The organism is Azotobacter chroococcum (assembly GCF_002220155.1).
Taxonomy (GTDB): Bacteria; Pseudomonadota; Gammaproteobacteria; order Pseudomonadales; family Pseudomonadaceae; genus Azotobacter; species Azotobacter chroococcum.
Map to the genome: position 1 here is coordinate 4,277,666 of NZ_CP011835.1, position 20,514 is coordinate 4,298,179.

Sequence of the window (20,514 nt, forward strand, 5' to 3'; positions counted from 1 at the left end):
GCTTTTTACGCCTCTCGAAGCCTGCCCATGCGCCTGTCCCGTTTCTTCATCGACGCTCCTCTGTCCCCCGGCCGCCATGAGCTGCCGGAAGCCCAGGCCCACTATATCGGCCGCGTGCTCAGACTCGCCGCCGGCGATGCCGTGCAGCTGTTCGACGGCAGCGGCCGGGAGTTCCTCGGCGAGCTGGTCGAGGTGGGCAAGAAAAACGTGCAGGTCGAGCTGCGCGAACAGTTCGCCGGCCTGGCCGAATCGCCGCTGCGCATCCACCTCGGCCAGGGCCTGTCGCGCGGCGAACGGATGGACTGGGCGATCCAGAAGGCCACCGAGCTGGGCGTGGCGCACATCACCCCGATCGTCAGCGAGCGCTGCGAGGTGCGTCTGAAGGACGAGCGCGCCGACAAGCGCCTGGCCCACTGGCAGCAGATCGCCATCAGCGCCTGCGAGCAGTGCGGCCGCTCGGTGCTTCCGGCGATCCATCCGCCCATGCTGCTCGGCGACTGGCTGGCACGTACCGAGGCCGAGCTGAAACTGGTCCTGCATCCGATCGCCGAACCTCTGACCAGCCATGTCCGGCCGGCCACGCTGGCCTTCCTGATCGGCCCCGAGGGCGGCCTGTCCGAGGCGGAGGTGGCGGAGGCGCAGCGCGCCGGCTACCAGGCCGCCCGCCTCGGCCCGCGGGTGCTGCGCACCGAGACCGCGCCGGTGGCGGCGCTGAGCGTGGCCCAGCAGTTGTGGGGAGACTTCTGAGCGCTTCCGCGCTTAGATCAGTCCGGCGTCGGCCAGCTTTTGCTCCAGCGCCTGCAGGTCGGGAATCCGCGCCACACCGCCCTCCAGCTGCACCGCCGCCAGCTCCAGCGGCGCCAGCTCGGCCTCGGCGCGCGGCAGCCGGGCGTCGACCTTCAGTGCACGCGGAATGCTCTGCAACAGCAGGGCCAGGAACTTCACCCGGGGTCGCCCGCCGAGGGCGTTGAACACCGCCACCCGCGGCGTCGCGCCAAGCGGTGCCGGCCCGCCGCTGGCGGCCTCGAAGGACAGCAGCGGCAGGCGCAGGTCGCGCCAGCCGATCTGCCCGAGCAGCCAGGGCGGCAGGTCGGGCGCGGTCTGCACGCCGCGGTAGGGAATGATCTCGGCCACCGCCACGTTGGGCAGCAGCAGGGTACGGTCGGCCAGCGGCAGCAGCAGGGCGGTAAGGCTGTCGACGCCGGTCGGATTGGCTACGGCTTTATTCATGGACGCTCCTGCAAGATCGATGCGTGGCTGCGGGCAGTTTTCCTCATTCGGCGCACTCCTCGGCCAGTCGCTGCACCAGGGCCTCGGCGAGCTCCCGCGGCGTGCCGCTGAACTGGCTGTAGCCACCTTCGCGCAGGCTGTCCGGCATGCTTGAACAGGCGCAGCTGCTGGCCCGCTGGGTCCAGACCTCCCCGCCCTGCCGGCGCAGGTAGGCGGCCGCCGCGGTGCCGTCGCTGCCCATGCCGCTGAAGGCGATCACCCCGCAGCGCGGGCCGAACTGCCGGGCCAGGTTGAGCATCATCTGGTCGATCGACGGGCTGTAGGGTTCCGGCCAGGGACGCGCGGCGATCGACAGCGCACCATCCTCGGCGAACCCCAGCTCGTGGCGGATCGGCGCCACCACCACCTCGCCGCAGCTCAGCCGCTCGCCGTGGCGGACGGGGATGACCTGCCACTGGCTGTGGCGGCCGACCGCCCTGGGCAGGGCCGACTCGAAGGAGGGGTCGATGTGCTGGGCGTAGACGAAGGCGACCGGCAGGCCGCCGGGCAGCGCATCGAGGAACGCTTTGACCGCCTCCGGGCCGCCCAGGGAGGCCGCCAGCAGCCAGACCTGACAGGGCGGCTGTCCGGCCGCCAGCGGACTCTCGCGCAGCGCAGCCGGCAGCGGCAGCCGGCTCGGCCGCTGCCCCTCGTCGAGCAGCGCCGCGAGGGTCGGCCCGACCGCCTCGGCCGGGTCGCGCACCAGTCGCTTGAGCTTGCCGATCAGCCGCCGCTCCCAGCGCGGATAGTGTTCCGAATGGCGCTCCGGCGCCTGGCCCTGGCCGAACAGCACCGGCACCTGGCTGGTCTCGAGCAGTTCGTCGAGCAGCGGCGCGTCTTCCAGCTGGGTCAGATCGACCAGCCAGAGATCCGCCGCACAGGCGGCCAGGCCCTCTTCGTCGAGGCGCGCCGGGTCGCTGTTGAGCACCACCTCGTAGCCGTTGCCGACCAGCGCCTGCTGCAGCACATGGCGCTGCAGCGAGGTGTCGGCGATCACCGCGATGCGTGCGCTCATCGTGCTTCGGGCTCCCTGACCAACCGGCGGATGCTTTCCAGCAGCAGCGCCTCCTGATAGGGTTTGCCGAGGTACTCGTCGACGCCGAGGGCGAGCGCGCGGTCGCGGTGCTTATCCCCGGTACGCGAGGTGATCATGATGATCGGCAGGTCCTTGAGACGCTCGTCGTGACGCACCCGGGCGGCCACCTCGAAGCCGTCCATGCGCGGCATCTCGATGTCCAGCAGCATGACGTCCGGGCGCCGCTCCTGCAGCTGGGCGAGGGCATCGGCGCCGTCCTTGGCGGTCATGCAGTCCATGCCATGGCGCTCCAGCAGGCGGCCGGTGACCTTGCGCACGGTGACCGAATCGTCCACCACCATCACCAGCAGCGGCCGCTCCTTCTCGGCCTCGGCAGGCGCCTCGGCCAGGACCGGCACACTCGGCTGCAGGCTGGCCAGCCGCTCGCGCAGGGTCGCCAGCAGGTCGAGAATCACCACCACCCGGCCGTCGCCGAGGATGGTCGCGCCGGAGATCCCCGGCACCACGGCGAACTGCGGACCGAGGCTCTTCACCACGATCTCGCGGGAACCGGCCAGGCCGTCCACCTGCACCGCCACCGCCTGCTCGCTGGAGCGCAGCAGGATCACCGGCAGCGGCATGTGCTGGCCGGCCAGCCTGGGCTGCTGGCCGTTGTCCAGCAGCTCGCCGAGATAGCGCAGCTCGTAGCGCTTGCCGGCGTACTCCAGGCCCGTCTGCTCCGCCGGCCCGTCGGCACGCCGCGCATAGAGCGCCTCCAGCTCGCGGGGCGCTACCCGCACGATGCCCTCGATGGTGTTCAGCGGCACCGCATAGAGGTCCTCGCCGGCGAGCACCATCAGCGCGCGGTTGATCGACACGGTGAACGGCAGGCGGATCAGGAAGCGGGTTCCGGCGCCCGGGGTCGACTCGATGCTCATCGAGCCGCCGAGCTGCTTGACCTCCGAGTGCACCACGTCCATGCCGACGCCACGTCCGGAAATCTGCGTGACCCGGTCCGCCGTGGAGAAGCCCGCCTCGAGGATGAACTGCAGCACCTCATGGTCGGACAGTTGCGCGTTGGGCTTCATCAGGCCGCGCTCGACGGCCTTGCGGCGCACCGCATCGAGACGGATGCCGCCGCCGTCGTCAGCCAGGGTGAGCAGGATGTCGCCGCCCTCGCGCAGCAACTCCAGGCGGATGGTGCCCTGCTCCGGCTTGCCGGCGGCGCGGCGCACCTCGGCCGGCTCGATGCCGTGGTCGATGGCGTTGCGCAGCATGTGCTCCAGCGGCGCGACGATGCGCTCCAGCACGCTGCGGTCCATTTCCCCCTCGGCGTTGCCGACGCTGAACTCCACCGGCTTGTCCAGCTCGCCGGCGACCTGCCGGACCACCCGGCGCAGGCGCGGCAGCAGGCGCTCGAAGGGCACCATGCGGGTGCGCATCAGGCCTTCCTGCAGTTCGGTGTTGACCCGCGCCTGCTGCAGCAGCAGGGTCTCGGCATCGCGGCTGCGCGCCGCCAGGGTTTCCTTGAGGTCGAGCAGGTCGGAGGCCGACTCGAACAGCGCCCGCGACAGTTGCTGCAGCTGCGAGTGGCGGTCCATCTCCAGCGGATCGAAGTCCTCGTAGCCAGCCCGCTCGGCCTCGGCCTGGTAGCGGCTGAGGATCTGCGCCTGGGTCTCGGTGTCGAGCCGGCGCAGCTGGTCGCGCACCCGCTCGATGGTCGACTCCATCTCGGCCAGGGTGAAACCGATGTCGCTCACCTGCTGCTCGACCCGGCCGCGGAAGATCGAGGTTTCCCCGGCCAGGTTGACCAGGCTCTCGAGCAGCTCCGCCGGAACCCGGACCATTTCCTGCGGGGCGCGCTGGGCGGCGGCTTCCCGCGCAGCCTCGGCGGCCCGCTGCACGAACGGCAGGCTCTTGCTCGCAGTGGCGCCGGCGGCAACCTCGCTGGCGGCGAGCAGCGGGCCGCCCGGCAAGGTCAACGGCGCCGCAGCGGCCGGCACGGGTTCCGCGGGCGGTGCCGCGACGGCCTCGGGCTGCGCTTCGGCAATCTCCGGCATGAGCGGCTGCGGCGCGGCAGCGGACGCCGGTTCGGCCTGGACCGCGGTAGCGGCGGCTTCCGGCGCCTGGATGCCGGTGCACCAGTCGCGGATCGCCGCGATCAGCGCCTCGCCGTCCTGCAGCGGACGCCGCTTGCGCAGCGCCTCGAGCATCACGGCGAGGCGGTCATGGCAGGCCTGCAGCAGTCCGGCGAGGGCCGGACCGGCTTCCAGCCGGCCATTGCCGAGCCCTTCGTAGAGGAACTCCAGTTCGTGGGCGAGATCGCCGATCTCGCCAATCCCGGCCATCCGCGCGCCGCCCTTGAGGGTATGCAGGTCGCGCTGCAGGGCTTCCAGGGCAGTGCGGTCGGCGGCCTTGGCCAGCCAGCGCTGCAGGGCCGCACCGGCGCTCTCGAGGATGTCGAAGCCCTCTTCGAGGAAGATCTCCACCAGCTCGGGATCGCACTCCGGCGCGAGGAAGGCCTGGACCGGGCCCGGCTCCGCAGCGGCCCCAAGCGGCGCGTCCCGCCCCGTGGAGAAGTCGAGCAGCGGCCTGTCGAACGGCGGCACGTCCGCCGCAAGGTCGAAGGATTCGGCGAACGACAGCGCCTCGCCGAATGCCTCGAGGGCGACCGGCTCCAGCGCTCCGGCTCGCATGCCCCGGGTCTCGGGACTGAGCGCCGCGGCTTGCCGGCGCCAGCCTTGCAGGGCCTGGACCAGATCCTGTGGATCGCCCAGCGGCAGCCTGGCCTGCAGTTGCTCGACGAGCTGCGCCAGCCTGTCGTGACTGCGCTCGAGCAGTGCGCCGAGGCCGGCCAGATCCGGACGGGCCTGTTCCAGCAGGTCCTCGTAGAGGTCTTCCAGCTCATGGGCGAGATCGGCGATCGGCGCGATGCCGGCCATCCGCGCACCGCCCTTGAGGGTATGCAGGTCGCGCAGCAGGGCGGTCAGCGCCAGACTGTCCTCCGGCTGGCGCAGCCAGCGCTGCAGCGTCCGGGCGGAGCTTTCCAGCAGATCGAGCGCCTCCTCGAGGAACAGCGCGGCGAGCTCGTCGTCCACCTCGCCGTCGCCCGGCAGGATCCCGGGCGTCACCGCAGCCGCTGCGAGCACTGCCGGGGCCGGTTCCGCGACCTCCGGCGGCCGGGCGGACGGCTGCGCGGCAAGCGGCTCGGGCTGCCCAGGCGCAGGCTCGGCGATGGACGGCTCGGCCGGCTCCAGCGGGGGCAGTTCCGGCGCGGCGAGCTCCAGCGGCTGAAGCGCCGGGATGACGGCCCCGCTCTCCGGCACGGCAACCGCCAGCTCGGGCGTCTCGACCGGCAGGACCTCGAGCGGCTCAGCAGCAGCCGGCTCGGGCTGCGCGGGCGACGGTTCGGCGAGTTCCGCGGCGGCTTCGGATGCATCCAGCTCAGCAAGATCCAGCTCGTACAGCGCCGGGATGGACGCTTCGCTCTCCGGCACGGCAGCCGCCAGCTCGGGCGTCTCGACCGGCAGGACCTCGAGCGGCTCCGCGATAGCCGGCTCGGGCTGCGCGGGCGTCGGTTCGGCGAGTTCCGGCTCGGACCTGGGCAGGTCGGCCGCGGAGCGCTCCGCGTCGCCCTCCTCCAGCGCCAGCGGCTGCGGCGCTGCCGTCTCGTCGAGCAGGGCCTGCAGGGCGGCCACCCGCTCGGGCTGCGGGGTCACTTCCAGGGCGGCGGCGACCTGATCGAGCATGCCGATCAAGGCCTCGTGGGCGGCTTCGGCCTCATCGAAGAAGCGCTCGCCGAGGCTCAGGTGGCCGGCCTGCACGGCACCGTACAGGGCCAGCAGGGCCTGGCAGAGCGCGTCGATCTGGGCCAATTCGGCCTGCCGCGCGCCGGCGCCGAGGGCCTCCAGCTCGCCGAGCAGCGCGGCGAGTTCCGGCGCCTGGGCCGGCTGGGCCCGCCAGTGGCGCAGCAGATCCTCGGCATCCAGCAGGGTGTCCATGTCCTCGGCGAGGAAGCGGCCGATCTGTCGGGGATCGCGCACGTTGCCGCTGTCGTCCTGCCAGCCCTCCTTGGCCGCTTCGAGGCGCTCCTGGTGCAGCCGCCTGACTTCGGCAAGAAATGCCACGCTGCCGTCGATGGGCGCCAGCGGCTGGCTGTCCAGCTGATCCAGGCCGCGCCGCAGCAGCTGTGCGGCGCGCTGCAGCAGTTCGACCTCGGCCAGATCGATGAGAATCAGATTGGTCTTGTATTCCTTGACCAGCCGCTCCAGCGGCATGGCGATCTCCGCGATCGGCAGGAGGCCGGCCATGTGCGCGCTGCCTTTGAGGGTGTGCAGGGCGCGCTGCAGGTCGTCGGTGACGCCCTGCGGCAGCTCCCGGGCGCAGGCGGCGAGGAAGCGGTCGAGGGTCTGCAGGTGGACGGCCGCCTCGTTGCGGAAGATTTCCAGCAGCTGCGCGTCGAGCTCGTCGCCAGCCTCATCGGCCGATGGCAGCAGCACGGCAGGCTCGGCCCCGGCGGGCGCCGCCGGCTCCTCGCCGAGGGCCAGGGCATGGGCGGCGGCCGCCAGGCGATCGACATCGTCGCGCTGGCGCTGGGCCTTGGCGGCGAACTCCTCGACCAGCGCCGGCATCAGCGCCAGCACCTCGGCCACCACCTGCCGCACCGCAGCGCCCGGCTGGATGCTGCGGTCGAGCACGCGGTTGAGCAGGTTCTCGATGGACCAGGCCAGCTCGCCGATGATCAGCGCCCGCACCATGCGCCCGCTGCCCTTGAAGGTGTGGAAGGCACGGCGGACCTCGACCAGCGCCTCCTTGTCGGAAGTGTCGGCGCACCATTGCGGGAAATATTCGCCGAGGGTTTCCAGCACTTCGCCGGCTTCCTCGATGAACACCTCCAGCAGGTCCTCGTCCACCGGTGCCTCGTCGGCCGGCGGCGGCAGCAGGCTCGGCGGCACCTCGCCGGCCGGCGGATTGATCGCCTGCACGGGGGCGGCCAGGACCTCGGCCAGACTCGGTTGCGCCTCGGCCTCTTCGGCCGGCGCCGGGACCTGCGCGTCTCCGGCCGGCGGCAGGAATCCGGCTGCAGGCGGGGCGGCCGGCACAGGCGTTTCCGGCGCCGCGCCGGCAGGCTCGACCAGCGGCGCGGCCGGGAGATCGGCCTGGACGGACGCCGGCTCGTCTGCAGCGTCCGGCGCGGGAGTGGCTGCGGGAGCGGCTTGTGCAGCCACCGCCTCGCCCGCGGCCGGGGCGGCGACGCGGGCGGGTGCCGCGGTGTCGCGGTCGAGGATCGAGGGCTTTTCCGCCAGCGGATAGCCGAGGCTGGCCAGGCTTTCCTCGGCCACGTCGAGCAGCCGCTCGCTGGCGCTGCCGTGGTCCTCGCTCAGGCGCTCGAGGTAGTACTCGATGCCGGTGATGGCATCGGCCAGGGTATCCAGGCTCTGCCAGTCCGGCACCACCCGGCCGACCAGCAGCTGCTCCTGGATATAGCGGTTGCAGCCGTCGATCAGTGCGCTCGCGCGGGCCAGGGGAATCATCGACAGTCCGCCGCGGACCTGGGTCAGCAGCAGCGGCACGCGCTGCAGATGTTCGTGGTTCCACTGCGAGGCGATGAACTCGATGATCGCGTCCTTGGCCTGCTCCAGGCCGGTGCGCGCCTCCTTGATCACCATCTGGTGGATCTGCGCCACGTCGGTGGTCGGCAGCAGGCTCTCCTCGCGGCTGCGCTCCTCGGCCGTGCCGACCATGCCGGCGAGGGTCGCCTCGACGTACAGCAGCGCCCCGGCGACATCCATCAGCACGGCGTCGTCCGGTGTCCGCTGGCCACGGGCCAGGCCGCGGATCGCCTCGAGCTGGTCGACGACGATCTTGCGCGGCTGGCCGAAACCGAGCACCCCGAGGGTATCGCCGACCTGCTTGAGCGGCGGCAGCAGGGACTCCAGCTCGGCGAGCTGGCGGCGGTCGCTGCGCACGAAGAGGTCGAGGCTGTCCTTGACCCGCACCAGCTCCTCGCAGAGAGCAGCGACCACCGAACGCATCGCGTCGCGGTCCGGGCCGGCCAGGCGCGCGCGCTCCTCGTCGACCACGCCGCTGTCGGGCAGCAGCTCGTCGAGCCGGTAACGCGCTTTCAGCGCCTGCAGACGAGCACCGCCGACCGGGGCCTTGGCGGCGTAGAACAACAGGCCTCTGAGCAGCTCCTCCGGCGCCGGCTGGTTGATGCCGTCGACGCCCTGCTCCACCAGCCGTTTCAGCTCCTTCTCGACCTGGCGCAGCAGATCGCGCAACGCGCCGCCAAGGCTCACGCTGCCGTCGCCCAGGCCCTCGACCAGCGCGGCGGCGATTTCCCACAGGGGACCGAGCGGCGCGTTGCGGCACAGGCTTTCCAGACGGGCGAAGACCTTCGCCAGGTAGCCCAGATTGGTGGCCGCGTCCTGGTCGCGGATGACCCCGACCAGCGCCAGCTGCAGCATCTGCCGCAGCTTGCGCAGCAGGACCGCGGTTTCCGGGGTGCGCAGCGCGGCCAGGGCCGTCTCCGACAGCGGCGCCGGGCCGCCGAGATCCGGCGCGAACAGGCTGTTTTCCGAGAGCAGGCCTTCGCCGCGGGCGACGCGCAGGTCGTTGAGCAGCGGCAGCACCACCAGCGGCAGGTCGCGGCGCGCCGTCTGGATCCGCTCGAGGTAGACCGGCAGTTGCAGGATCGCCTGCATCAGCACTTCCAGCGCCTCGCCGCGGTTGCTCGTGCGGTCGTCCAGCATGGCCTGGGCGAGCTGCTCCATCTCCTCGGCGAGCAGTGCCGCGCCATAGAACTCGACCATCTGCAGGGTACCCTGCACCTGGTGGATATAGGCCAGGCAGAAGCGTATCCGCGACAGATCCTGCGGGCTCTCGACAAAGGCTTCCAGGGCATGCCGGGCCTGTTTCAGGGTCTCCGCGATCTCGCCCTTGACCCATTCCAGGGCGACATAATCGTGCCGATCACCCATAGCGACTCCAGTCAACGTGAACTACCCCCTGCGGGTGAAGGCCAGTGCCCGAGGGTCGGCCACCGGCACCAGGTCCGGATGCTGCCAACCGCCCACCTCGCCCACTCCCACCACCAGGAGACCGCCCGGTGCCAGCCGCTCGGCCAGCCGGTTGAGGATCTCGCGGCGGCGCCAGCGACGAAAGTAGATCAGCAGGTTCTGGCAGAAAATGACGTCCATGCCCGACATCGGCGCCTTGGCCAGGTCCAGCACGTTGAGCCGGGTGCCGCACACGCGCGACGCCAGCCCCGGCAGGATCCTGTAGCGCCCGTCCGGCTGGGCGATGAAATAACGCTCGCGCAGCGCCGCCTCCAGGCGCGCCAGCTTGGCCGCCGGATACAGCCCGCGGCCCAGCTTCTCCAGGGCGCTGCGGCTGATGTCGGTGGCCGTGACGCCGAAGCGCTCGGCCGGCGCCGCGATCTCGCTGCCCAGGACCTCCATGGCGGTGATGGCCAGCGAGTAGGGCTCCTCACCCGTGGAGCAGCCGACGCTCCAGAAGGCCCAGGGGCGCTGTACCCCCTCCTCGGCCAGACGAGCGCGCAGATAGCGCTCGAGCAGTGCGAACGAGGGGGCGTGGCGGAAGAAGCAGGTTTCCTGGACGGTCAGGCGATCCAGCAGCTGCAGCCACTCCAGCGCGCCGCGCGGCCCGTCGACGACCCGCCGGTAGTAGCTGGCGTAATCGCTCAGGCCCAGCTCGCCCATGCGGGCGCTCAGGCCGATCTGCAGGAAGCGCCGGCGCTGCTCGTCGAGCACCAGGCCGCAGCGTTGCTCGAGCAGGCGCTGCCAGTCATGGAACTCGGCCGCGGACAACTCCGCCGAGGGTTTCATCGCCCAGGCGTTTCCTGGCTGTATAGCCCGAATCTCGTTCATGCGCACCCGGCGGCCCACGCGGGGCCACCGCCTCTTTGTCGGTCCGGAGCCGGTTGGCGGCTCAGAGCGTGTCTGCGGTTTCCGGCAGGGTGAAACCGGATACCGACTTGCGCATCTCGCTGGCCAGCTTGGCCAGGTTGCCGATGCTCATGGCGGTGGCGCTGGTACCGGCGGAGGTCTGCGAGGTGATCTCCTGGATCACGAACATGGTGTTGGAGATGTGGCCGGCCGAGGAGGCCTGCTGGCGCGCCGCGTTGGAAATGTTCTGGATCAGCGCGGCGAGGGTCTTGGACACCTTCTCGATCTCTTCCAGGGCGACCCCGGCGTCCTGCGCCAGGCGGGCACCGCGGACCACCTCGGTGGTGGTCTGCTCCATGGAGATCACCGCCTCGTTGGTATCGGTCTGGATGGTCTTCACCAGCGCCTCGATCTGCTTGGTCGCCGCCGAGGAGCGTTCGGCGAGGCGCTGCACCTCGTCGGCCACCACCGCGAAGCCGCGGCCCGCATCGCCGGCCATGGCCGCCTGGATCGCGGCGTTCAGGGCGAGGATGTTGGTCTGGTCGGCGATGTCGTTGATCAGGCTGACGATGTCGCCGATCTCCTGAGACGACTCGCCGAGGCGCTTGATCCGCTTAGAGGTATCCTGGATCTGCTCGCGGATGTTGTCCATGCCGGTGATGGTGTTGTGCACCACCTCGTTGCCCTTGTTGGCGATGGCCACGGAGCGCTCCGCCACCGCCGAGGACTCCGCGGCGTTCGCCGATACCTGGTCGATGGAGACCGCCATCTCGTTGACCGCCGCCGAGGCACCGGCGATTTCCTGGGCCTGATGCTCGGAGGCCTCGGCCAGGTGCATCGCGGTCGCCTGGGTTTCCTGGGCGGAGCCCGCCACCTGCTGGGCCGTCTGGTTGATGGTCGCCACCAGATCGCGCAGCTGGTCGATGGAGTAGTTGATGGAGTCGGCGATGGCGCCGGTGAAGTCCTCAGTCACGGTCGCCGCCACGGTCAGGTCGCCGTCGGCGAGGTCGGCGATCTCGTCGAGCAGCCGCAGGATCGCGGCCTGGTTGCGCTCGTTCTTCTCCGCGGTTTCCAGCAGGCGCTGGCGGGTACCCTGCACCATGACCAGAGCGATCATGACGATGGCCGCCACCATCAGGATGACCAGCACATAGCCGGCCACGGAGGTCAGCTCGCGCTCGTCGGCCAGGCCTTCCAGGCTGAGGGCCAGGGTCTTGGACTTGTCCAGCAGGGTCTGCGCAACGGCGAAGACGGCATCGAGCGACTCATGCACCTGAAGCAGCTCCGGCGAAGCTTCGAGAATCTCGTCCACCGAGCCGGTGACGAACTGGAACAGCTCGGTGATCCCGGCCAGACGCTCGAGCACCTTGGGATCGCTGACCTTGCCGATGCCTCGGGCCGGATTGCCGTGGCGCATGCCGTTGAGCACGAGACCGAACTCGCCGGTATCGTTGCTGAAGCGGTTGGCGGCCTCGATCGCGCCCTTGCCGCCCTCGAGCACCATCTTCACCGCGGCGAGAATCCGCTCGGCCAGCAGCGCCTGGCGCTGGGCCAGCGCCACCTGGGAGGCCGGAGCACCGCTGGCCACCAGGCTCTCGACCACCTTCTCGAACTCGTCCTGCAGCTGCGGCACGGTTTCGGTCAGGGTCGCCGCCACCGTATGCATGGACAGGATGGCCTTCTGGCTGGCGAGAATGGCGGCACTGTTGGTTTTCAGGGTATCCCAGTCGGCCTGTACCGCATCCATCGTCTCCTGCACCGAGAAGGGCGCCGGCGGCAGACCGGCTTCCTCGTCGCCATTCTTCAGGACGCTCCAGCGCTGCTCGAAGTCCATGCTGGACTCCTTGAGCAGGGCGAAGGCCGGCCCGTTGCCTGCAGCCGCCTCACCGGCATTGGTGGCGATGCGCTGGGACAGGACGCGCAATTCGCCGGCGTGGGCGATGTATTGTTGGTCGTTGACCGCCTGGGTGTTGAGGTAGGTGAAGATGGCGAACAGCAGAATGATGGAAACGATCAGGATCACGAAGAATCCGGCCAGCCATGCACTGCTGCGCAGGGTCGCCCATAAAGAGTCCGTGTTGTGTTTTTGCATGCTCCCCCCCTGTCTTACCCTGCAGAACGACGGTCCCCTGTACCGCCGATGAGCCGGCCAGCGGCCGACCCGACATTAAGTGGCGCCCGCCAGGAGCGCCATTGAAGGCAAGGTTGCGCACCCTGCCGCCCGGGACCCCGTCCAGCCGGGTCCCGGTTTGTTCGGAAACGGACGGGGCGTTCGGCTCAGTGCCGCGACGCCACATCGAGAAAGCCGGCATCCCGTGCCAGCGCGTGCGGACTGAACACCAGCCAGGGCTGCGCGCACTGGAACACGCCGAGAATGAATGGCTGGATCGCCGCCTCCAGGGGCGGCAGCCGCTCGGCGAAGGTTTCCACCGGAAAGTGCTGCAGGCCGAAGACCTCGTCGACGATCAGTCCGGCGAACACCTCCTGGCAATCCACCACCAGTACCCGCCGCTGCTTGCGCTGGGCTGCCGCCTCGCGGCCGAAGAACTCGCACAGGTCCATGATCGGCAGCAGGCGCCCGCGCACGTTGGCCACCCCCCGGACCCAGCTCTTCACCCCGGGCAGCGGGGTGTAGCGCGGCTCGTGCAGCACCTCGCTCACCTCGCCCATGGAGGCGATGAACAGCCGCTCGCCCATGCGGAAACCGATGCCGCTCCAGGTCTGGGTCGTCTCCTGCTGGGCAGGCAGCACGGCAGCCAGCGAACGGCAACGCCGATCGATCTCGAGCAGGAGTTGGAAGGGCGTTTCTGCAGGCGACATCCGGACTGTGCCTTTATGCGTATGTGCAGTGGCGGGAGCGGTGGGCAGGCATCAGCCGACCAGCACAGCGTTCAGGGTTTTCAGCAGGGTGTTCTCCTCCACCGGCTTGGTCAGGTAGTCGCGGGCACCCTGACGCTTGCCCCAGACCCGGTCGGTCTCCTGGTCCTTGGTGGTGACGATGATCACCGGGATATGGCTGGTTTCGTCATCCTTGGTCAGCTGGCGGGTCGCCTGGAAGCCGTTCAGCCCTGGCATGACGATATCCATCAGCACGGCGTCCGGCTTCTCCTGACGGGCCAGGGCCACGCCGTCGGCACCGTTTTCCGCCTTGAGCACGCTGTGCCCGTGCTTCTCGAGCATGGCGGCCAGCTTGTACATCTCGGTCGGCGAATCATCGACAATCAGAATTCGAGCCATGGATTTCCCCATACGGAATAAGGCGGCGCGGCCCTATGGCCGGCACTCAGGATGCTTGCTCTACCGGGACGAAATCGGGCACATGGGCCCTGATCGCGCCCAGCAGCTCTTCTTTGCTGAAGGGCTTGGTCAGATATTGGTCGGAGCCGACAATGCGTCCCTTGGCCTTGTCGAACAGACCGTCCTTGGAGGACAGCATGATCACCGGCGTGGACTTGAATGCGCTGTTGTTCTTGATCAAGGCACAGGTCTGATAGCCGTCCAGTCGCGGCATCATGATATCGACGAAGATGATCCGCGGATGGCCATCGGCGATCTTGGCCAGGGCATCGAAGCCGTCCACGGCGGTGATGACCTCGCACCCCACCTTCTTCAGCAGAGTTTCCGCAGTGCGACGAATCGTCTTGGAATCGTCGATCACCATGACCTTCAAACCGTCGGAATGCTGTTCCATATTCGCCTTACCGGGCTCCGCCGAGCCGTTGACCACAGGTTGCTCCCAGGCCATCTGGGACTTGCCGGCGAAGGACCACCCCATCGCCGGGACGTTTTAGCACACTCGCTCCGCATCCAAACGTGCACTCGCTCAAGGTTTTCTTGACCGAGCGCCGGGCCGACGCCACTCTGGGCCCCTCTTTTTGCATCCCGGCCGGCATTCCGGCCGCCTTTCCCCGGAGGACACCCCATGAGCATTCGCCTCGGGATCGTCATGGACCCCATCGCGCAGATCTCCTTCAAGAAGGACAGCTCGCTGGCCATGCTGCAGAGCGCACAGGCGCGCGGCTGGTCGCTGCACTACATGGAGCCGCAGGATCTCTACCAGCGCAGCAGCGAGGCCCGCGCGCGGATGCGTCCCCTCAAGGTGTTCGACGACCCGGCGCACTGGTTCGAACTGGAGGAGGAGAACGATGCGCCGCTCGCCGACCTGGACGTGCTGCTGATGCGCAAGGACCCGCCCTTCAACAGCGAATACGTGTATGCCACCTACCTGCTCGAACTCGCCGAAAAGGCCGGCTGCCTGGTGGTCAACCGCCCGCAGAGCCTGCGCGACTGCAACGAGAAGTTCTTCGCCACCCAGTTCCCGCAGTTCACGCCGCCGACCCTGGTGAGCCGCCGCGCCGACATTCTGCGCGAGTTCGCCGCCGAGCACGGTGATGTCATTCTCAAACCACTGGACGAGATGGGCGGGGCCTCGGTGTTCCGCCACCGCCAGGGCGACCCCAACCTGTCGGTGATGCTGGAAGTACTGACCGAGCACGGCACCCGGCAGATCATGGCGCAGCGCTATCTGCCGGCGATCAAGGACGGCGACAAGCGCATCCTGATGGTCGACGGCGAACCCGTCCCCTATTGCCTGGCGCGCATTCCGGCCCCCGGCGAGACGCGCGGCAACCTCGCCGCCGGCGGCCGCGGGGTGGCCCAGCCGCTGACCGAGCGCGACCGCGAGATCGCCGCCCAGGTGGGCCCGGAGCTGCGCCGGCGCGGCCTGCTGTTCGTCGGCCTCGACGTGATCGGCGAGCACCTGACGGAAATCAACGTCACCAGCCCGACCTGCATCCGCGAGATCGACAACGCCTACGACACGCACATCGGCGATCGCCTGATGGACGTGATCGCGCAAAGGCTGGCGGCCAGGAGCTGAACCGCCGGCCGCCCCGGGGCGACGAAGCTGCCGCCTGGTTCATAGACTTTTCGCCGTCCCCTCGGCAGACTGCGCGGCAACCCGTAGCCAGCCGAAGAGCCATGACCGCAGCCTCTCCTCCGCCCGTACCCGCCCGCCCCGGCGTCCGTCCCGCGGATCGCCTGGGCCTGACCCTGGTCCTCGCCGCGCTGCTGCACCTGGCCGTGATCCTCGGTCTCGGCTTCGGGCTGCCGAAACCCGCCGAGGTCAGCAAGACCCTGGAAATCACCCTGTCCACCTTCAAGAGCGAGGAAAAGCCCAAGGAGGCCGACTTCCTCGCCCAGGACAACCAGCAGGGCAGCGGCACTCTGGAACACCAGGCGAAACCCAAGACCACCGAGACCGCGCCCTTCCAGGACACCGAGATCAACCAGGTCACCCCGCCGCCCGCCGCACCGCCGGCAGCACCCAGGCAGGAACCGAAGGCCGCGGTGGCGACGCACAAGCCGCAGCCGGAAAAGACGCCGGTCAAGCGCGAGCCGGCCAGGCCGGCTCCGCCCGCGCCGACGACGCCGACCTTCGACAGCGCCCAGCTGTCCAACGAGATCGCCAGCCTGGAGGCCGAGCTGGCCAATGAAGTCCAGCGCTATGCCAAGCGCCCGCGGATCCACCGCCTCAACGCGGCCTCGACCATGCGCGACAAGGGCGCCTGGTACAAGGACGAATGGCGCCGCAAGGTCGAAAGGATCGGCAACCTCAACTACCCCGAGGATGCCCGTCGCCAGCACCTCTACGGCAGCCTGCGCCTGCTGGTGTCGATCAACCGCGACGGCACCCTCCACGAAGTGCTGGTCCTGGAATCCTCCGGCGAGCCCATTCTGGACCAGGCGGCGCAGCGCATCGTCCGGCTGGCCGCCCCCTACGCCCCGTTCACCGGCGACCTGGCCGACATCGACCGCCTGGAAATCATCCGCACCTGGCGTTTCGAGCGCGGCGACCGGCTGTCGAGCAACTGACGCCGGCCCGACCGTGCAGACTCGCCGCGCCACCCTGTGCCACTCTTGAAGCCTGCGCCCCGAAGCTTGAAACTAGGCCGATGAAGATGAACACAGCCCCCCAGTATCTGAAGAATCATTTCCTGATCGCCATGCCGCACATGGCCGATCCCAATTTCGCACAGGCCCTCGTCTACCTGGTCGATCACAACGAGCAGGGCGCCATGGGCCTGGTGGTCAACCGCCCGAGCGAGCTCGACCTGGGCCAGGTGCTCGCCCAGCTGAGCCCGGACAGCCCGACGCTCGAAGCGCGCCGCGGCCTGCCGATCTACACCGGCGGCCCGGTACAGACCGACCGCGGTTTCGTCCTGCATGCGCCCGGCTACCGCTTCCAGGCCACCCTGGAGCTGGACGGGCTGGCGCTGTCCACTTCCCAGGACACGCTGCTGGCGATCGCCGACGGCAGCGGCCCGGCGCGCTGCCTGATCGCCCTCGGCTACGCCGGCTGGGACGCCGGCCAGCTGGAGGCCGAGCTGCTACAGAACACCTGGCTGACCTGTCCGGCCGATCCCGCGATCCTCTTCGACACCCCGGCCGAACAGCGCCTGCCCGCCGCCGCCGCCCACCTGGGCATCAACCTCGCCCTGCTGACCTCCCAGGCCGGCCACGCATGAGCGGGCCGCGCCTGCTGCTCGGCTTCGACTACGGCACCCGGCAGATCGGCGTCGCCGTCGGCCAGGCGATCACTGGCCAGGCCCACGAACTCTGCGTGCTCAAGGCGCAGAACGGCGTGCCCGACTGGAACCAGATCGAGAACTTGATCCGCGAGTGGCAGCCGGACGCCATCATCGTCGGCCTGCCGCTGAACATGGACGGCACGCCGAGCGAGATGAGCGCGCGCGCCGAACGCTTCGCCCGCCGCCTGCACGGCCGCTTCGACCTGCCGGTGCATACCCACGACGAGCGTCTGACCACCTTCGAAGCCAAGGGTCATCGCTTGGCCCAGGGCCAGCGCGACGGCTATCGCCAGCGCCCGGTGGATGCCCTGGCTGCCGCCCTGTTACTGGAAGGCTGGCTGGCGGAACGCCCGGCCGGCTGAAACCGCGGCGCCGCGACCTGCGGCGCGCCCAAGGAGACCATCCCATGACCCTGCCCGATCCCGCTGTACTGCTGCCCAGGATGGCCGCCGAGCTGACACGCCACCTGCAGGCCCACCGCATCGACACGCCGCGCTTCGTCGGCATCCATACCGGCGGCGTCTGGGTTGCCCAGGCGCTGCTGGCGGCCCTCGGCCGCGAGGAGCCGCTGGGCGTGCTCGACGTGTCCTTCTACCGCGACGACTTCACCCAGAGCGGCCTGCACCCGCAGGTACGCCCCTCCGCGCTGCCCTTCGAGATCGAGGGCCAGCACCTGGTGCTGGTCGACGACGTGCTGATGACCGGCCGCACCGTGCGCGCCGCCCTCAACGAACTGTTCGACTACGGCCGCCCGGCCAGCGTGACCCTGGTCTGCCTGCTCGACCTCGACGCCCGCGAGCTGCCGATCCGTCCGGACGTGGTCGGCCAGACCCTGTCGCTCGCCCCCGACGAACGGGTAAAATTGCTCGGCCCCGCACCGCTCGCCCTCGAGCGCCAGGCCCTTGCCTCCGCCTAACCCAAGAGTCCCTTCGCGATGACGCCGAACGACGCCAAGCGCCCGCTGCAGCTCAACGACCAGGGCCAGCTGCGCCACTTCCTCTCGCTCGACGGCCTGTCCCGCGAGCTGCTGACCGAAATCCTCGACACCGCCGACTCCTTCCTCGAGGTCGGCACCCGCGCCGTGAAGAAGGTCCCGCTGCTGCGCGGCAAGACCGTCTGCAACGTGTTCTTCGAGAACTCCACGCGCACCCGCACCACCTTCGAGATGGCCGCCCAGCGCCTGTCCGCCGACGTGATCACGCTCAACGTGTCGACCTCCTCGACCAGCAAGGGCGAGACCCTGTTCGACACCCTGCGCAACCTCGAGGCGATGGCCGCCGACATGTTCGTCATCCGCCATGCCGACTCCGGCGCCGCGCACTTCATCGCCGAGCACGTCTGCCCCGACGTGGCGGTGATCAACGGCGGCGACGGCCGGCATGCCCACCCGACCCAGGGCATGCTCGACATGCTGACCATCCGCCGCCACAAGGGCGGCTTCGAGAACCTTTCGGTGGCCATCGTCGGCGACATCCTGCACTCGCGGGTGGCGCGCTCCGACATGCTCGCCCTGCGCACCCTCGGCTGCCCGGACATCCGCGTGATCGGCCCGAAGACCCTGCTGCCGACGGGCCTCGACCAGTACGGCGTACGCGTCTTCCACGACCTGGCCGAAGGCCTCCGGGACGTCGACGTGGTGATCATGCTGCGCCTGCAGCGCGAGCGCATGCAGGGCGGCCTGCTGCCCAGCCAGGGCGAGTTCTACCGGCTCTACGGCCTCTCCACCGCGCGCCTGGCGCTGGCCAGGCCGGACGCCATCGTCATGCACCCGGGACCGATCAACCGTGGCGTGGAGATCGAGTCGGCGGTGGCCGACGGCGCCCAGTCGGTGATCCTCAACCAGGTCACCTACGGCATCGCCGTGCGCATGGCGGTGCTGTCCATGGCCATGAGTGGGCAGACCGCGCAGCGCCAGCTCACTTCCGAATCCGTCTCCGAGGAGCAGATCTGATGCGTACCCGTATCCTCGGCGCCCGTGTCATCGACCCGGCCAGCGGTCTGGACCAGGTCGCCGACCTCTACCTGGCCGACGGCAGGATCGCCGCCATCGGCCAGGCGCCGGCCGCCTTCGAGGCCGAACAGACCCTCGATGCCCACGGCCTGATCGCCGCGCCCGGTCTGGTCGACCTGTCGGCCGCCCTGCGCGAGCCCGGCTACAGCCGCAAGGGCAGCATCGCCAGCGAAACCCGCGCCGCCGCCGCCGGCGGCGTCACCAGCCTGTGCTGCCCTCCGCTGACCAAGCCGGTACTGGACACCCCGGCGGTAGTCGAACTGATCCTCGACCGCGCCCGCGAAGCCGGCCACACCAAGGTCTTCCCGGTCGGCGCGCTGACCCGGGAGCTGGCCGGCGAGCAGCTGGCCGAACTGGTCGCCCTGCGCGACACCGGCTGCGTCGCCTTCGGCAACGGCCTGGCCAGCTTCGCCAGCCACCGCAACCTGCGCCGCGCCCTGGAATACGCCGCCACCTTCGACCTGACCGTGGTGTTCCACTCCCAGGACGCCGCCCTCGCCGAGGGCGGCCTCGCCCACGAAGGGCCGATGGCCAGCTTCCTGGGACTGGCGGGCATTCCGGAAACGGCGGAAACCGTGGCCCTAGCCCGCGACCTGCTGCTGGTCGAGCAGGCCGGCGTGCGCGCCCACTTCAGCCAGCTCTCCAGCGCCCGCGGCGCGCAGATGATCGCCGAAGCCCAGGCCCGCGGCCTGCCGGTGAGCGCCGACGTGGCGCTGTACCAGCTGATCCTCACCGACGAAGCGCTGGCCGACTTCTCCAGCCTCTACCACGTACAGCCGCCGCTGCGCTCGCGCGCCGACCGCGACGGCCTGCGCGAGGCGGTCAGGAACGGCACCATCCAGGCCATCGCCAGCCACCACCAGCCCCACGAGCCGGATGCCAAGCTGGCCCCGTTCGGCGCCACCGAGCCCGGCATCAGCAGCGTCGAACTGCTGCTGCCGCTGGCCCTGAGCCTGGTCCAGGAAGGCCTGCTCGACCTGCCGACCCTGCTCGCCCGCCTCACCCACGGCCCGGCCCAGGCCCTGCGCCTGCCGGCCGGGAGCCTCGCGGCCGGCGCCCCGGCCGACCTGGTGCTGTTCGACCCGGAGGCCGCCACCCTGGCCGGCGAGCACTGGCTGTCCAAGGGCCGCAACTGCCCGTTCATCGGCCACGTCCTGCCCGGCGCGGTACGCTACACCCTGCTCGACGGGCGGATCAGCTACCAGGCCTGATGGCTGCCTGCGCAGCGCCCGCACAAAGACGAGGCCCGCCAACCGGCGGGCCTCGTCTTTGTGGGGATCAATAGCTCCGTTGGGCGTTGCGCAGGGATACCTGCTCGTTCAGCGTCCAGAAGTCGTAGAGCACGCCGATCAGGAACAGGCCGCCGGTCAGCAGGTAGAGCAGGCCGGTCAGCCACTTGCCCAGGTACATGCGGTGCACGCCGAAGATGCCGAGGAAGGTCAGCAGCAGCCAGGCGATGTTGTAGTCGGTGGAGCCGGCATGAAAGCGCAGGTCCGCCTCGCGGTCCATCGACGGGATCAGGAACAGGTCGATCAGCCAGCCGATGCCGAGCAGGCCGAGGGTGAAGAACCAGATCGTCCCGGTCAGCGGACGGCCGTAGTAGAAGCGGTGCGCGCCGAGAAAGCCGAAGATCCACAGCAGGTAGCCGACGAGCTTGCTGTGGGTGTCCTGAAGCTGCATGACGAATCTCCCGAAAGACATTCAGGATGGGCGAAGGCGGCC

General features: G+C 69.8%; 17 protein-coding genes. 8 read left to right on the forward strand and 9 right to left on the reverse strand.

Translation table 11 applies throughout. The annotated features are described in order from the left end of the window. Nucleotides 1–27 precede the first annotated feature (27 nt). Entirely contained in the window at nt 28–747 is a 720-nt protein-coding gene (locus ACG10_RS20025; protein ID WP_089169555.1) for a 16S rRNA (uracil(1498)-N(3))-methyltransferase, read from the forward strand. 12 nt (nt 748–759) lie between these two features. Here the strand turns inward: ACG10_RS20025 and ACG10_RS20030 are convergent, their stop codons facing one another. From ACG10_RS20030 to pilG, 8 genes are all read right to left on the reverse strand, one after another. Beyond that, entirely contained in the window at nt 760–1,230 is a 471-nt protein-coding gene (locus tag ACG10_RS20030; protein ID WP_089169556.1) for a chemotaxis protein CheW, read from the reverse strand. Nucleotides 1,231–1,273: 43 nt separating this feature from the next. Beyond that, entirely contained in the window at nt 1,274–2,284 is a 1,011-nt protein-coding gene (locus ACG10_RS20035) for a chemotaxis protein CheB (protein ID WP_089169557.1), read from the reverse strand. Further along, nucleotides 2,281–9,264: a hybrid sensor histidine kinase/response regulator gene (locus ACG10_RS20040; protein ID WP_089169558.1), complete on the reverse strand. Its 6,984-nt coding sequence runs from the start codon at nt 9,262–9,264 to the stop codon at nt 2,281–2,283. The genes ACG10_RS20035 and ACG10_RS20040 overlap by 4 nt, the downstream gene beginning before the upstream one ends. A gap of 21 nt (nt 9,265–9,285) precedes the next feature. Beyond that, nucleotides 9,286–10,155, reverse strand: coding sequence for a CheR family methyltransferase (locus ACG10_RS20045; RefSeq protein ID WP_377802449.1), 870 nt, complete (start codon nt 10,153–10,155; stop codon nt 9,286–9,288). 79 nt (nt 10,156–10,234) lie between these two features. After that, on the reverse strand, nt 10,235–12,283 hold the full coding sequence (locus ACG10_RS20050; protein WP_039806733.1) for a methyl-accepting chemotaxis protein: 2,049 nt from the start codon (nt 12,281–12,283) through the stop codon (nt 10,235–10,237). Nucleotides 12,284–12,468: 185 nt separating this feature from the next. Continuing rightward, nucleotides 12,469–13,011: a chemotaxis protein CheW gene (locus ACG10_RS20055; protein WP_039806735.1), complete on the reverse strand. Its 543-nt coding sequence runs from the start codon at nt 13,009–13,011 to the stop codon at nt 12,469–12,471. Nucleotides 13,012–13,062: 51 nt separating this feature from the next. Further along, nucleotides 13,063–13,428 (reverse strand): twitching motility response regulator PilH, encoded by a 366-nt coding sequence (pilH, locus tag ACG10_RS20060; RefSeq protein WP_039806737.1) that lies wholly within the window; start codon nt 13,426–13,428, stop codon nt 13,063–13,065. 46 nt (nt 13,429–13,474) lie between these two features. Continuing rightward, entirely contained in the window at nt 13,475–13,882 is a 408-nt protein-coding gene (gene pilG, locus ACG10_RS20065) for a twitching motility response regulator PilG (protein ID WP_039808301.1), read from the reverse strand. 231 nt (nt 13,883–14,113) lie between these two features. Here pilG and gshB point away from each other — a divergent pair, with 231 nt between their 5' ends. The 7 genes from gshB to ACG10_RS20100 all read left to right on the forward strand — a co-directional run bounded on the left by gshB (nt 14,114) and on the right by ACG10_RS20100 (nt 20,003). Further along, a complete protein-coding gene (gene gshB, locus ACG10_RS20070; protein ID WP_039806739.1) occupies nt 14,114–15,070 on the forward strand; it encodes a glutathione synthase in 957 nt (318 codons plus the stop codon). A gap of 101 nt (nt 15,071–15,171) precedes the next feature. Further along, complete coding sequence (locus tag ACG10_RS20075) at nt 15,172–16,065, forward strand: energy transducer TonB (RefSeq protein WP_039806743.1); 894 nt, start codon at nt 15,172–15,174, stop codon at nt 16,063–16,065. 86 nt (nt 16,066–16,151) lie between these two features. Next, a complete protein-coding gene (locus ACG10_RS20080) occupies nt 16,152–16,718 on the forward strand; it encodes a YqgE/AlgH family protein (RefSeq protein WP_377802447.1) in 567 nt (188 codons plus the stop codon). After that, the gene (gene ruvX, locus ACG10_RS20085) at nt 16,715–17,143 is read left to right on the forward strand and encodes a Holliday junction resolvase RuvX (protein ID WP_089169560.1); all 429 of its coding nucleotides are present in this window, start codon (nt 16,715–16,717) and stop codon (nt 17,141–17,143) included. Before ACG10_RS20080 ends, ruvX begins: the two co-directional genes overlap by 4 nt. A 44-nt stretch (nt 17,144–17,187) precedes the next feature. Then, nucleotides 17,188–17,697, forward strand: coding sequence for a bifunctional pyr operon transcriptional regulator/uracil phosphoribosyltransferase PyrR (gene pyrR / locus ACG10_RS20090; protein ID WP_039806751.1), 510 nt, complete (start codon nt 17,188–17,190; stop codon nt 17,695–17,697). An 18-nt stretch (nt 17,698–17,715) separates the two neighbouring features. Further along, nucleotides 17,716–18,732 (forward strand): aspartate carbamoyltransferase catalytic subunit, encoded by a 1,017-nt coding sequence (locus ACG10_RS20095; protein WP_089169561.1) that lies wholly within the window; start codon nt 17,716–17,718, stop codon nt 18,730–18,732. Further along, the gene (locus tag ACG10_RS20100) at nt 18,732–20,003 is read left to right on the forward strand and encodes a dihydroorotase (protein ID WP_089169562.1); all 1,272 of its coding nucleotides are present in this window, start codon (nt 18,732–18,734) and stop codon (nt 20,001–20,003) included. The genes ACG10_RS20095 and ACG10_RS20100 overlap by 1 nt, the downstream gene beginning before the upstream one ends. A gap of 67 nt (nt 20,004–20,070) precedes the next feature. On the opposite strand, the gene ACG10_RS20105 is transcribed toward ACG10_RS20100, so the two are convergent. Then, entirely contained in the window at nt 20,071–20,472 is a 402-nt protein-coding gene (locus ACG10_RS20105; RefSeq protein WP_039806755.1) for an NINE protein, read from the reverse strand. Nucleotides 20,473–20,514: the final 42 nt, after the last annotated feature.

What these genes read in the sequence shown, in the direction of transcription:
- pilH (WP_039806737.1), bottom strand. Translation starts at nt 13,428, where the DNA reads ATGGCTCGAATTCTGATTGTCGATGATTCGCCGACCGAGATGTACAAG.
- ACG10_RS20105 (WP_039806755.1), bottom strand. Translation starts at nt 20,472, where the DNA reads ATGCAGCTTCAGGACACCCACAGCAAGCTCGTCGGCTACCTGCTGTGG.
- gshB (WP_039806739.1), top strand. Translation starts at nt 14,114, where the DNA reads ATGAGCATTCGCCTCGGGATCGTCATGGACCCCATCGCGCAGATCTCC.
- ACG10_RS20050 (WP_039806733.1), bottom strand. Translation starts at nt 12,283, where the DNA reads ATGCAAAAACACAACACGGACTCTTTATGGGCGACCCTGCGCAGCAGT.
- ACG10_RS20055 (WP_039806735.1), bottom strand. Translation starts at nt 13,011, where the DNA reads ATGTCGCCTGCAGAAACGCCCTTCCAACTCCTGCTCGAGATCGATCGG.
- ACG10_RS20095 (WP_089169561.1), top strand. Translation starts at nt 17,716, where the DNA reads ATGACGCCGAACGACGCCAAGCGCCCGCTGCAGCTCAACGACCAGGGC.
- ACG10_RS20025 (WP_089169555.1), top strand. Translation starts at nt 28, where the DNA reads ATGCGCCTGTCCCGTTTCTTCATCGACGCTCCTCTGTCCCCCGGCCGC.
- ACG10_RS20040 (WP_089169558.1), bottom strand. Translation starts at nt 9,264, where the DNA reads ATGGGTGATCGGCACGATTATGTCGCCCTGGAATGGGTCAAGGGCGAG.
- ACG10_RS20080 (WP_377802447.1), top strand. Translation starts at nt 16,152, where the DNA reads ATGAACACAGCCCCCCAGTATCTGAAGAATCATTTCCTGATCGCCATG.
- ACG10_RS20035 (WP_089169557.1), bottom strand. Translation starts at nt 2,284, where the DNA reads ATGAGCGCACGCATCGCGGTGATCGCCGACACCTCGCTGCAGCGCCAT.
- pyrR (WP_039806751.1), top strand. Translation starts at nt 17,188, where the DNA reads ATGACCCTGCCCGATCCCGCTGTACTGCTGCCCAGGATGGCCGCCGAG.
- pilG (WP_039808301.1), bottom strand. Translation starts at nt 13,882, where the DNA reads ATGGAACAGCATTCCGACGGTTTGAAGGTCATGGTGATCGACGATTCC.
- ACG10_RS20100 (WP_089169562.1), top strand. Translation starts at nt 18,732, where the DNA reads ATGCGTACCCGTATCCTCGGCGCCCGTGTCATCGACCCGGCCAGCGGT.
- ACG10_RS20075 (WP_039806743.1), top strand. Translation starts at nt 15,172, where the DNA reads ATGACCGCAGCCTCTCCTCCGCCCGTACCCGCCCGCCCCGGCGTCCGT.
- ruvX (WP_089169560.1), top strand. Translation starts at nt 16,715, where the DNA reads ATGAGCGGGCCGCGCCTGCTGCTCGGCTTCGACTACGGCACCCGGCAG.
- ACG10_RS20030 (WP_089169556.1), bottom strand. Translation starts at nt 1,230, where the DNA reads ATGAATAAAGCCGTAGCCAATCCGACCGGCGTCGACAGCCTTACCGCC.